We start from the raw sequence: 11,830 nt of genomic DNA, 5'->3' as shown, positions 1-11,830 counted from the left end.
TCGACGCACGCGCGCAGCCCCCATCGATGGGGCTGCAAGCCCGGAGTGAGCATGTCACATGAAGCGTGCCGGCAAGCGATTTGACGTGGCGATCATCGGCGGCGGCTTGGCCGGTGTCGTGGCGCTGGCCTATGCGCGTCGAGCCGGGCTCGAGGCCATCGTGCTCGAGAGGCAGGGCCGTGTCGGCGGCTTGTGGCGTGACCTTCCGGCGTGGCAGGACATCCAGATCAGTGCAGTCGACTGGACCCTTGGCGATTTGCCGCTGCACGGCGCGACTCAGCCACATATCCTGGCCAACATCGAAGCCTGGGTCGAGCGGTTCGGCCTGGCCGATGGAATCCGGCTGAATGCGCCCGTGCACCTGGCCCGCGAAGGTGAATCGGGCTGGGAGCTGTCGACGCCTGGCGGCGCGGTGCATGCGGCGCACCTCGTCGCGGCGACAGGCGCCCACAACACGCCGTTGACCCCAGACGTCTCGCGTTCGGCCAGCACCGTGCGTGAGTTTCACTCGAGTGCCCTTCGGGACCCGACTGTATTGACAGGTCGCGACGTGTTGGTGGTCGGCGGCGGTGCGTCGGCCTTCGATCTGCTGGAGCTGTGTTTTCAACATGGCGCCCGGCGTGTGGTCTGGGCATACCGCGGAATGCGTTGGTTCATGCCGACGCGCAAGCCCAAGCACGTTGCGGGCAGTGTCCGTGGGTTTGCCAGGTTGCAGGCTACTGGGATGACGGTCGAGCAGCAGAGCGCTGCAATCGGCGCCGACCTGAAATCGCGCTACGAGAAGTTCGGCATCACCGAGATCATGCCCACGCGTGACTTCGACGTGCAGCACGACCAGCTCATCCCCGGCCGCCAGGGCATGCTCGAACACTATGCTGCCATCGAGCGCCATTGCGCCAGCGTGGCCGCCATCGCGGGCAGCACGGTGACACTGTCGGACGGACACCTCGTCGAGGCTGACTTGCTGCTCTGGGGCACCGGCTACGGCGTCGATCTGTCGTACTTCGAGTCGCCAAAGATCAACGTGATCCGCACGCTCGATGCACTGGCCGCGCGGTGCGGTTGCATCTTCCGCAGCCTCGATGCCGCCAATCTGTATTTTCCTGGTGTCGGGCTGGACGGCATCGGGTCGGCGCCGTGGTCCTACTCGCTGATGTTTCGTTCAATGATGTCGCACATCCGCGGCACCGCACGGCTCGACAACGAGGCGCTCCAGCAGAGGCTCAACCACTTCGACATCGTCGACTACCTGGCCCCGCGCGACCCGGTGAGCTATCCACCCGATGCCTGGCGCGCGCACTATCGCGACATTGCACTGAACACTCCGGACGAGGCGCCCTATCCGATCCCGTAAGGCACCCCGGCGGCCGTGACCAGCCTGCGTCGAATTCGCTGGATCAGGACGTTGTCGCCGACGGGCGGCTAACGGCTGTCGATGCGCCCATAGGCGCCTCGGCGTCCTGCCGCCGGGCCTGCGGTGTAGAACAGCGAGGCCGCATCGCCCGGCTGGTCGAACAAGCCCTGTCCGAAGGCGATGCCCCGCAACCCGTCGATGACGATCGGCGAGCCGCTCGGCAGCGCCAGCACGCCGAGAAAGGCGCCCGTCTCGATGTCGAAGGCGTTGATGCGACCGTCGCCGACATTGGCGACCAGCAAGGCGTTGCTGAATTCGCCGAAGTCCGCTGGCGCCTGCGCCATGCCCCAGGGGGCGTTCAGGCGACCGCCCGGACCGATGAGGCGTTTCAGCAGGCGGCCGTTGGTGTCGAAGACGGCAACGCGCCCGAGGCCGGCGCCGCTGACGGCGAGGTCTTGCGCATCGCGCTTGGCATAGGCGACGTAGGTCCGGTCGCCGATCGTCTGGATGCCGAACGGGGCATGGTCGGCGGGCAGTTCCGGATCGACGAACGCGGGTGCCGCGTCCATGCGCGTGAAGTCGCCGCCGAAGATGTCGACACGCGCGTTGTGGAAATCGGCAGCGAGCAGGAAGGCAACTGCGACACCGCGCGTGTCGATCGCCGCGCCGGTGTACACGGCGCCGAGCGTGGCACCGTCGAAGACCTGGATCGCACGGTCCAGCGCGTTCACCCCCGGGGCCCAGCAGTTCACCGTACCGGCCGCGCCGACGACGATGAAGCTGCAGGTGCCGGAGCGGCCGTCGCGCGCGATGGCGAAGTTCTGCGAGCCGTTGAACACGACGCCTGTCGGTCGTGCCTTCCCTGCTCGCCCGTCGTCGAGTTCGACGATCAGCGGCACGAAGCCGCCATCGCCGTCGTACTGCGTGGAGCTCGAGCTTCCCTGGTTCGCCACCCACGCGAAGGCGCGCGGCGAGATCGCAATGCCCCAAGCGTCGACGAGCCGAGAGTCGCTTGGCAGGCTCGGCTGGCCGGGAGCCGAGGCATCCGGCCCGGCGACCAGAGCCGTGGCCACGTAGCCGGCTTGCACGCGGGTGGATTGCGGCGGCGGGCTGTTGTCGTACCCACCTCCGCCGCATGCGGCGAGGACGATGGCAGGCAGCAGCGCGGGGCGGCGGACGCTTGATAGGAAGTGCATCGACGTATCCGAAGTGGTGGGGCTCACGCTTGCCGTGTCTGACGCACAGCGGCAACTCGTCGGCGGGTCGGCGCCGCCATGCCTGAACTCTCGGCGAGGTATGACGTGCACTCCGAGCGGTCCAGTCCGAGATCGCGCAGCGTGCGTTCGTCGAGCCACTCGACCTCGCGCCGTTGCCTCTGTGCGCGCCGCCCGTGCGCGAAGGCATCGGTGATGCCGCGCCACGCGGCGCGAAACGCAGTGATGCCGCGCGCGGCCACGCGGGCGAGCGACGTGTCTGCCGCGTCGAATCGCGCAGTGCGGGTCCGTATCGTGTATTGCATGATGGTTCCTTGATCGTGTGATGCCGGGAGCGACCCGAGGAGAAAGCTTCCCTTGCCTGTCAAATCGGAATCCGAGCCAAAAGGCCGACACCGCTGGATCGCCTGAGCGAGCGGCGAAGGGTGTCCGTGCCATGCCTGCCATCGGCGTCGCGAAGCGTGCGTGGTGGGCACCAGCACGGTGGTCCACGAGGCCTGGCTCGACATGAGCCGGCGGCCGTCGCTGGCGTTCGAGGGTCCCGGTCAATTCCTCGCCTATGCGGCGCGCACGATGCGCGGACTGGTCATCGACCGGATGAGGGCGCGGCATGCGCAAAAGCGCGGCGGCGGATTGATCATCGCCGCCGGCGACAGGTTCAGGGCTGAATGCGCCAAGGAGCCGAAGGCGAGCTCCAGTGCTTCAAGCGCCCGAGTCGCTTCTTGATTTCCAGCGGGTCAAGGTGAGCGCAGCGACCGCGCTGTAAGCGCTCGATACCGCGCCGCCAGCCGTCCTACGGCAGGTGTCGAAACTTCCCTACTCGGTCCTTGCAGACTTTCCTCAAAGATGGGGCTCCCGTTCTTATCCGAGGAGACATCATGCGACCGAAGGCTTCGCACGTTGTGGCGGGGGTGCTGACGATGTGCGGCACCGCGACCAATGCGCAACTGATGTTGGACGCGCCGGCCGATTTCCAGGGAACCGGGCTGGGTGCGGTGAACACGGTGCTGACGATCCAGAGCCCGGGCAGTTCGAGCACCGAGGCCGGCAGTGTCTGGTGGAACGGCGCGATGGATGCCTCGAGCGGCGACGCCAAGCACGGCAGTTCGCAGACGCAGACGCGCACCCTCGGCGAACTCGGCATCGCGTCGGCGGCCGACCTGCGGATCGTCTTCAATGCGCTGGAACCCGGCAACCTGCTGAACAGCATCGACCTCGTCGGGTTGACCCTGGGTGTCTACGACGCGGCCGGCGCGCAGGTCTTCAGTGCCTCGATCCCGCAGTCGTATGCGTTTGCCGACACCCTCACCGGTGCCGGCAACTCGGGCTTCGTGTTCTCGCTGACGGCGCCATCGGCAGCCGAGCTGCAAGCGATCTTCAGCAGCGACTTGCACGTCGGCCTGACGGCCAGCGCGGCGAATGCGACCGGCGGATTCGAGACCTTCTTCGTCGCCAGCGCTGCCAATGTCGTGACGCCGGTCCCGGAGCCGCCGACCGTCGCGCTGACGCTGGCAGGGCTCGCCGTGATCGGCTTTCTCGGTCGCAAGCGCAGGCAACGCGGCTGAGCGGGCGCGGCTGAGGCGTCCCCGGCCCCGGCGGTCACGTGTTCGCGTGCGCATCGCCGGGGCCGATTTCATAGCCGGGCTCAATGCATTGCATTGGCGCTTTGTATTTGCCGATCCGGGCGCGACGCGGTAGCGTGCGCCGTGCCGCCCGCTGGAAGCGCAGCGCTTCGACGGCCGTCGCAGTTCAACCAACCGGAGACCGACATGGGCTTGAAGGGATCGAAGACCGAGCAGAACCTGAAGGACGCGTTCGCCGGCGAATCGCAGGCGAATCGACGTTACCTGTACTTCGCAAACAAGGCCGACATCGAAGGCCAGAACGACGTGGCCGCGCTGTTCCGCTCCACCGCCGAGGGCGAGACCGGGCACGCGCACGGCCACCTCGAGTTCCTCGAGGCGGTCGGCGACCCGGCGACCGGCCTGCCGATCGGCTCGAGCCGCCAGAACCTCGCGGCTGCGGTGGCCGGCGAAACGCATGAGTACACCGACATGTACCCCGGCATGGCGAAGAGCGCCCGTGAGGAAGGCTTCGACGAGATCGCCGACTGGTTCGAGACGCTCGCGAAGGCCGAGCGCTCGCACGCGAACCGCTACACGAAGGCGCTCGACGCGCTGGTCGACTGAATCCAGCGTTCGACGCTCGCCGAACAGGGGGCCTCGTGCCCCTTGTTCATTGCAGAAAGAGACTCCGATGACGATCCGCGAAGGCAATCTCGAGGCGCCGACGCGCCACCCGGTCGACTGGCGGAACCCGGCGTTCTACGACCAGGCGGCGTGCGAGACCGAGATGGCGCGCGTGTTCGACATCTGCCACGGCTGCCGGCGCTGTGTGAGCCTGTGCCAGTCGTTCCCGACCCTTTTCGACCTGGTCGACGCCACGGCCGGCGGCGAGGTGCACGAGGTTGCCAAGGCGGATTTCTGGAGCGTCGTCGACCAGTGCTATCTGTGCGACCTGTGCTACATGACCAAGTGCCCGTACGTGCCGCCGCACCCGTGGAACCTCGACTTCCCGCACACGATGCTGCGCGCGAAGGCGATCAAGTTTCGCAACGGCGAGGTCGGCGCCGGCGAGAAGCTGCTCGCGTCGACCGACACGCACGGCCAGTTCGCCGGCATCCCGGTCGTCGTGCAGGTCGTCAACGCCCTGAACCGGACGAAGCCGGTGCGCCGGCTGCTCGACAAGGCCCTGCACGTGCATCCCGATGCCTGGCTGCCCGAGCTCGCGACGCAGCGCTTTCGCTGGAGCGCGGACCCCGGCGACGCGGCCGTGCCGGTCGTGAACGGCGAACGCACGCCGGGCAAGGTCGCGATCTTCTCGACCTGCTTCGTCAACTACAACGAGCCCGGCATCGGTTTCGATCTGATCAAGCTGCTGAAGCACAACGAGATCCACTACACGATCGTCGAGAAGGAGAGCTGCTGCGGAATGCCCAAGCTCGAGCTCGGCGATCTCGACGGCGTCGCAAGGCACAAGGAGGCGAACATCCCGCTGCTCGCCCGCTATGCGCGCGAGGGCTGGGCGATCGTCGCGGCGATCCCGTCGTGCACGCTGATGTTCAAGCAGGAGCTGCCGCTGCTGTTCCCGGGCGATGTCGATGTGGCCGCGGTGCAGGAGGCGATGTTCGACCCGTTCGAGTACCTGATGGCGCGCCACAAAGACGGCCTGCTGAAGCTCGACTTCAAGGCCGCGCTCGGCAAGGTCAGCTACCACATCCCGTGTCACGGCCGGGTGCAGAAGATCGGCCGCAAGACCGAAGAGGTCTTCAAGCTGATCGGCCAGAGCGTGCCGGTGCAGCTCAACACGGTCGAGCGCTGCTCGGGGCATGCCGGAACCTACGGCGTGAAGACCGCGACGCACCCGAACGCGATGAAGATCGGCAAGCCGGTGTTCAAGGCCATGGCCAAGGACGAGCCCGACTACATCGCCTCCGATTGCGCGCTCGCCGGGCATCACATCGCGCAAGGCATGGCGGTCAACGCGCTGCCGCCTGCGAAGCTCGCGCACCCGCTGAGCCTGGTGCGCATGGCCTACGGATTGGAGTAAGGCGCATGACGATCACCAAAGCCATCACCCCGGAGAGCCTGATGTCGCTCGAGGCCTACGCGAAGGTCCGCCAGAGCAGCAAACCGGCGCTGATCGCGCACCGCAAGCTGCGCAGCGTGCGCCTGGGCGAGCACATCAGCCTGCAGTTCGAGGACGAGCAGACGATCCGCCGCCAGATCCAGGAGATGCTGCACATCGAGAAGATCTTCGACGAAGAGGGCATCCAGAGCGAGATCGACGCCTATGCCGCGCTCGTGCCCGACGGCGCGAACTGGAAGGCGACGATGCTGATCGAATACCCCGATGTGCACGAGCGCAAGCGCGAACTTGCGCGGCTGATCGGCGTCGAAGACCGGCTGTTCGTCGAGGTCGAGGGCCATGCGCGCGCCTACGCGATCGCCGATGAAGACCTGGACCGCGAGAACGACGAGAAGACCTCGGCGGTGCACTTCGTGCGCTTCGAGTTCGCACCGGGCGCACGCGAGGCGGTGCGCGCCGGCGCGAGCGTGAAGCTCGGCTGCGACCACACGAACTACCCGGCGCATGTCGTGATCCCACCCGAGACGCTGGCGAGCCTCGCCGGCGATCTGCGGTGACGTGCTCCTGCGGGTCAGCCCCCGGCCATGCCGAAAGCGCGGCTCCATGACAGCTCGGCGACGGGTCCGGCATGGCCGCTGTGCAGGGGGCGCGTGGCACCGAAACCGAGACGAAGTTCGCCCACGCTGCTGGGTTGCCAGGCGGCCCAGAGCAGCCCCTGAGTGACAGCGCCACCGGCGCTTGCCACGCCGCCGCCGCCGGCCGCACCGACCAGCGCCTCGGCGCCGATCCGTATCGACGCTGCCGGACTCGCGTTCAGGCCTGCCCCGATCAATCCGACCGAATACGCGCCCGCACCGCCCGCGAATGCACTGTGCGCCTGGCCGGTGATGTAAACGTGCTCACCGAAGTAGCGGTTCAGCTTCAGGCCGATCGTGTCGAGCGGCTGGCGCGTGCCGTCGCTGCGCACCATGCGCGTGTGATGCTGCCATGCGCCGGCCCATTCGGTGCGCACGACATGGGCGGTAGAGATGCCGCGGCCGTCCAGCCCGGGCTCCAGATCCATCCCCAACCAGATTTGTGCCTGGCGCGCGTGCAAGCTGTTGCTGCGCGAGCGCACGAGGCCGTAGTCGGCGCCGAGCGTCCAGCCGGGCGCGGGGCTCCATTCCATGGTGCCGACCACCTTGCCGATCAAGCCGCCGCCGGTGGGCACAGCGCCGCCTCCGCCTGCACCGGCGCTCAGCCGGGCGCCGACGCGCCACGAGGGCAGGGCCGATGCGAAGGGCGCGATACTGAAGGTGGCGCTACCGAGGATCTCCATGTAGCCGGCCGCATCGCCCTTGGCCGCTGCCGCCGTCTCCATGCCCCAGGTGAAGCCATTGATGTTCGAGCGGCGCTCGGCTCGCGCACCGACGAGGCTCACGCGCCGCCCGCTGCCGTCACGAAGCCCGTAGGTCGAAACCGTAACTCCCATTCGGTCGAAGCCCAGGCCGCCGGACATTGCCAATGACGAGTTCGGAATCGTGCCCGAGCCGCTCAGGTGCATGAACTCCTGGCGCCAGCCGAGCATGAGGCCGACCTGGTTGCTGCGGATCTGGCCGCTCGGGAATCTGACCGACGACCAAGACAGGCCCAGCTGGAACGTCGGCCCGATATCCTTCAACAGTGTCAGCGCCGGGCGCAGCATCAGCCCGCTTCCGACGGGCGCTGACGCGCCGCCACCCCCGCCGGCGTAGAGGCCGGTGGCGAGCGACAAGCCCTTGCCCAGACCCCAGCGCCGCTGCAATTCGATGCCGCCGACGAACAGGCCGCCGCGACGTCCGGTGACGGCGCTGTAGATGCCCGGGCCGATGCCCCAGTCGCTGTCGATGTCGAACAGCAGCGAGCCCCCGATCAGTCCCATGCGCTCGCCCTCAGGCAGGCTTACCCGCTCGAAGCCCAGCATGCCAGCGGTCGGCAGCGACTCGGCGTGCACGTCTTGCGCGTGCGCTGACGGCAGCAGCGACAGCATCAAGGCAGTCGCGAGCGAAGTGAAGCGGAAAGGTCGCAGGGACATCACGGGTGGCAGGCAAAAGGCCGTGATTGAAACACGCCGTGCGACCGAGATCGTTGTTGGCCTATCTTGTGAATAGTCTATTTCAATGAAAAGCTTAATATCAATAGCTTAACATTGGCCGGTGAGCGCAATTCCCAACCCCTCCACTTGAAGGAAGTACCCATGTCCCTGATCAACACCCAAGTCAAGCCTTTCTCCGCAACTGCCTACCAGAGCGGCAAGTTCATTCCCGTCACGGAAGACACGCTGAAGGGCAAGTGGGCTGTCTTCATGTTCTATCCGGCCGACTTCACCTTCGTCTGCCCGACCGAGCTCGAAGACCTGGCCGATCACCACGCCGAGTTCAAGAAGCTCGGGGTCGAGCTCTACGGCGTCTCGACCGACAGCCACTTCGCGCACAAGGCCTGGCACGACACCTCGGACGCGATCAAGAAGGTCAACTACGCGCTGATCGGCGACCCGACGCAAGCGCTCTCGCGCAACTTCGAGGTGCTGATCGAGGAAGAAGGCATGGCGCTGCGCGGCACCTTCGTGATCAACCCCGAAGGCGTCATCAAGGTCATGGAAGTGCACGACAACGGCATCGGCCGCGATGCGTCGGAGCTGCTGCGCAAGGTCAAGGCCGCGCAGTACGTCGCGGCGCACCCGGGTGAAGTCTGCCCGGCGAAGTGGACCGAAGGCGCGGCCACGCTGACCCCGTCGCTCGACCTCGTCGGCAAGATCTGAGCACCCGGTGGCGAGTACGCCACCACCCGCCAGGCGGGTGCCCGGGCCGCTTGGGGCGGCCCGGCGCTGGCCCGAGCCTCTTCAATGAAGCAAGGAGCTTCACGATGTTGGACGCAAACCTGAAAGCGCAACTGGGCGCCTACCTCGAACGCGTGAAGCTGCCTTTCGAGATCACCGCGTCGCTGGACGACAGCGCCGCGGCCCGGGAGATGCATGGCCTGCTGCAGGACATCGTCTCGCTGAGCGACAAGATCACGCTGAAGGCGGACGGCACCGATGCCCGCAAGCCGTCGTTCACGTTGAACCGCGTCGGCGAGGCGCCGCGCATCCGCTTCGCCGCGATCCCGATGGGGCACGAGTTCACCTCGCTGGTGCTTGCGCTGCTGCAGGTCGGCGGGCACCCGCCGAAGATCGAGGCCGAGCTCGTCGAGCAGATCAGGAATCTCGACGGCGAGTTTCGCTTCGAGACCTACATGTCGCTGACCTGCCACAACTGCCCGGACGTGGTGCAGGCGCTGAACCTGATGGCGGTGCTGAACCCGCGCGTGCAGAGTGTCGTGATCGACGGTGGGCTCTATCAGCAAGAAGTGGCCGACCGTCAAGTCATGGCCGTGCCGATGGTGTTCCTGAATGGCGAACACTTCGGTCAGGGCCGCATGGACGTCGAAGAGATCGTCGCCAAGCTCGACACCGGTGCCGCGGCACGCGATGCCGCCAAACTCGACGCGAAGGCGGCCTACGACGTGCTGATCGTCGGCGGCGGCCCGGCGGGCGCAGCGGCGTCGGTCTACGCGGCGCGCAAGGGCATCCGCACCGGCATCCTCGCCGAGCGTTTCGGCGGCCAGACGATGGACACCATGAGCATCGAGAACTTCATCTCGGTGCTCGAGACCGACGGGCCGAAGTTCGCTGCGGCGCTGGAGCAGCACGCGAAGCGCTACGACGTCGACATCCTGAACCTGCAGCGCGCCGAGAAGCTGATCCCGGCCGCGGACCCCGGCGGCCTGATCGGTGTGCAGCTGGCGAACGGTGCGACGCTGCAGAGCAAGACCGTGATCCTGTCGACCGGTGCGCGCTGGCGCGAGGTCAACGTGCCCGGCGAGAAGGAATACCGCAACAAGGGCGTCGCCTACTGCCCGCATTGCGACGGCCCGCTGTTCAAGGGCAAGCGCGTCGCCGTGATCGGCGGCGGCAACTCGGGCGTCGAGGCGGCGATCGATCTGGCCGGCATCGTCGGCCACGTGACGCTGCTCGAATTCGGCGATCAGCTGCGCGCCGACGCGGTGCTCGTCAGCAAGCTGAGGAGCCTGCCGAACGTTGTCGTTCACACGCAGGCGCAGACGACCGAGATCACCGGCGCCGATGGCAAGGTCAACGGCCTGGCCTACGTCGATCGCGCGAGCGGCGAGACCCGGCAGGTCGAGCTCGAGGGCGTGTTCGTGCAGATCGGGCTGGTGCCGAACTCCGAGTGGCTGAAGGGCACGCTGGAGCTGTCGCGCCATGGCGAGATCGTCGTGGATGCGCGCGGCCAGACCTCGCTGCCGGGCGTGTTCGCGGCCGGCGACGTGACGACCGTGCCGTTCAAGCAGATCATCATCGCGACCGGGGACGGCGCAAAGGCCGCGCTCGGCGCGTTCGATCACCTGATCCGCACGTCGGCGCCGGAGCCGGTGGCGGCGTAGTCACCTATCCGTGGCGCTTGAAGTACTGCACTTCGCGCTCGTGCTGTTTCGCCTGTTCGAGCGAGTCGAAGGTGCCGAGATTTCGGCGCTTGCCGGTTCTTGCGTCGGGGTTGCGCGAGTAGAGGCGGTACTGGCCGGATGCGAGTTTGCGAATCATCGTGCGCTACTCCTGGGTCCGATGAATGGTCGACAGGCCTTCCGAACATGGACCATCGTCTCGCGATCGTCTGTCGGACGGATTCGCGTCGCCGCGTCGGGTGAGGCGTGCGCTCAGGCCGCCGCCGAGGCGAGCCGCCCGACGCGCCAACCGTCCAGGCTGTAGATCGCGAGCGCGAGCCAGATCAGCCCGAAGCCGATCAGCCGTGCCGGCGTGAACGGCTCGCGGAAGATCCAGATGCCGAGCACGAACTGGATCGACGGGCCGATGTACTGCACCAGGCCGAGCGTCGTCATCGACAAGCGCCGCGCGCCCGCGGCGAACAGCAGCAACGGCACCGCGGTGATCGGGCCGAGCGCGACCAGCCACAGGTTGGTCAGCAGGTCCGGCGCCGGGAAGCTCGACTGCCCGTTCGCGGACCAGACCGCGAGCGCCGTGAGCGCCAACGGCGCGAGCAGCAGCGTCTCGAGCGTCAGTCCTTCGAGCGCGCCGAGCACCGCGACCTTGCGCAGCAGCCCATAGCAGCCGAAGGTCGCGGCCAGCACCAGCGCGATCCACGGCAGCTTGCCGGCCTGCAACGTGAGCCACAACACCCCGACCCCCGCGATCGCCAGCGCGGCCCATTGCGCGCGGCGCGGTCGCTCGTGCAGCAGGCTGTAGCCGAGCAGCACGTTGACGAGCGGCGTGATGAAGTAGCCCAGGCTCGCGTCCACCACGTGGCCGTTGTTGACCGACCAGATGTAGGTCAGCCAGTTGGCCGAGAGCAGCAGCGCGCTGGCGGCGAACGCCCCCAGCACCTTCGGGCGGCGCAGCACCGCACCGAGCCAACCCCACTGGCGGCGCGCACCGAGCAGACCGAGCAGCAGCACCAGGCACCAGACGATGCGGTGCGCCAGCACTTCGCCCGGCGCCACCGTCGCGACGATGCGGAAGTACAGCGGGAACAGCCCCCACCAGGTGAAGGCGAGGGCGGCATAGACGATGCCGGAATGCAAG

13 protein-coding genes are annotated in these 11,830 nt (G+C 67.3%); 8 read left to right on the top strand and 5 right to left on the bottom strand.

From position 1 onward, the window contains the following. The first annotated feature begins 58 nt into the window (after window positions 1–58). Window positions 59–1,354 (top strand): NAD(P)-binding domain-containing protein, encoded by a 1,296-nt coding sequence (locus AC1DTW_RS16675; RefSeq protein WP_477982382.1) that lies wholly within the window; start codon window positions 59–61, stop codon window positions 1,352–1,354. Between the two features lie 68 nt (window positions 1,355–1,422). On the opposite strand, the gene AC1DTW_RS16670 is transcribed toward AC1DTW_RS16675, so the two are convergent. Together AC1DTW_RS16670 and AC1DTW_RS16665 are read right to left on the bottom strand one after the other, a co-directional pair. Beyond that, the gene (locus AC1DTW_RS16670) at window positions 1,423–2,550 is read right to left on the bottom strand and encodes a TIGR03118 family protein (RefSeq protein ID WP_477982381.1); all 1,128 of its coding nucleotides are present in this window, start codon (window positions 2,548–2,550) and stop codon (window positions 1,423–1,425) included. A 23-nt stretch (window positions 2,551–2,573) separates the two neighbouring features. Beyond that, window positions 2,574–2,873 (bottom strand): YjiS-like domain-containing protein, encoded by a 300-nt coding sequence (locus tag AC1DTW_RS16665; RefSeq protein ID WP_477982418.1) that lies wholly within the window; start codon window positions 2,871–2,873, stop codon window positions 2,574–2,576. A gap of 163 nt (window positions 2,874–3,036) precedes the next feature. On the opposite strand from AC1DTW_RS16665, the gene AC1DTW_RS16660 reads away from it, so the two are divergent. The 5 genes from AC1DTW_RS16660 to AC1DTW_RS16640 all read left to right on the top strand — a co-directional run bounded on the left by AC1DTW_RS16660 (window position 3,037) and on the right by AC1DTW_RS16640 (window position 6,773). Further along, entirely contained in the window at window positions 3,037–3,294 is a 258-nt protein-coding gene (locus tag AC1DTW_RS16660; protein WP_477982380.1) for an ECF-type sigma factor, read from the top strand. A gap of 152 nt (window positions 3,295–3,446) precedes the next feature. Continuing rightward, window positions 3,447–4,133, top strand: coding sequence for a PEP-CTERM sorting domain-containing protein (locus tag AC1DTW_RS16655; RefSeq protein ID WP_477982379.1), 687 nt, complete (start codon window positions 3,447–3,449; stop codon window positions 4,131–4,133). Window positions 4,134–4,337: 204 nt separating this feature from the next. Beyond that, the gene (locus AC1DTW_RS16650; protein ID WP_477908359.1) at window positions 4,338–4,757 is read left to right on the top strand and encodes a rubrerythrin family protein; all 420 of its coding nucleotides are present in this window, start codon (window positions 4,338–4,340) and stop codon (window positions 4,755–4,757) included. A gap of 67 nt (window positions 4,758–4,824) precedes the next feature. Next, a complete protein-coding gene (locus AC1DTW_RS16645) occupies window positions 4,825–6,177 on the top strand; it encodes a (Fe-S)-binding protein (RefSeq protein WP_477982378.1) in 1,353 nt (450 codons plus the stop codon). A 5-nt stretch (window positions 6,178–6,182) separates the two neighbouring features. Beyond that, window positions 6,183–6,773: a DUF3501 family protein gene (locus AC1DTW_RS16640; RefSeq protein WP_477982377.1), complete on the top strand. Its 591-nt coding sequence runs from the start codon at window positions 6,183–6,185 to the stop codon at window positions 6,771–6,773. 14 nt (window positions 6,774–6,787) lie between these two features. On the opposite strand, the gene AC1DTW_RS16635 is transcribed toward AC1DTW_RS16640, so the two are convergent. After that, a complete protein-coding gene (locus tag AC1DTW_RS16635) occupies window positions 6,788–8,227 on the bottom strand; it encodes a hypothetical protein (RefSeq protein ID WP_477982376.1) in 1,440 nt (479 codons plus the stop codon). A 204-nt stretch (window positions 8,228–8,431) separates the two neighbouring features. On the opposite strand from AC1DTW_RS16635, the gene ahpC reads away from it, so the two are divergent. Both ahpC and ahpF read left to right on the top strand, forming a co-directional pair. Beyond that, window positions 8,432–8,995, top strand: coding sequence for an alkyl hydroperoxide reductase subunit C (gene ahpC / locus AC1DTW_RS16630; protein WP_477982375.1), 564 nt, complete (start codon window positions 8,432–8,434; stop codon window positions 8,993–8,995). Between the two features lie 104 nt (window positions 8,996–9,099). After that, window positions 9,100–10,677: an alkyl hydroperoxide reductase subunit F gene (ahpF, locus tag AC1DTW_RS16625; protein WP_477982374.1), complete on the top strand. Its 1,578-nt coding sequence runs from the start codon at window positions 9,100–9,102 to the stop codon at window positions 10,675–10,677. Between the two features lie 4 nt (window positions 10,678–10,681). Here ahpF and AC1DTW_RS16620 read toward each other — a convergent pair whose 3' ends face one another. Both AC1DTW_RS16620 and rarD read right to left on the bottom strand, forming a co-directional pair. Beyond that, window positions 10,682–10,834: a hypothetical protein gene (locus AC1DTW_RS16620; protein ID WP_477982373.1), complete on the bottom strand. Its 153-nt coding sequence runs from the start codon at window positions 10,832–10,834 to the stop codon at window positions 10,682–10,684. Window positions 10,835–10,947: 113 nt separating this feature from the next. Beyond that, window positions 10,948–11,829, bottom strand: coding sequence for an EamA family transporter RarD (gene rarD / locus AC1DTW_RS16615; protein ID WP_477982372.1), 882 nt, complete (start codon window positions 11,827–11,829; stop codon window positions 10,948–10,950). Window position 11,830 lies beyond the last annotated feature (1 nt).

Source organism: Rhizobacter sp. P5_A1, assembly GCF_056400745.1.
Note: the sequence above shows the minus strand (reverse complement) of the source record. Positions and strands in the feature narration are given on the sequence as shown.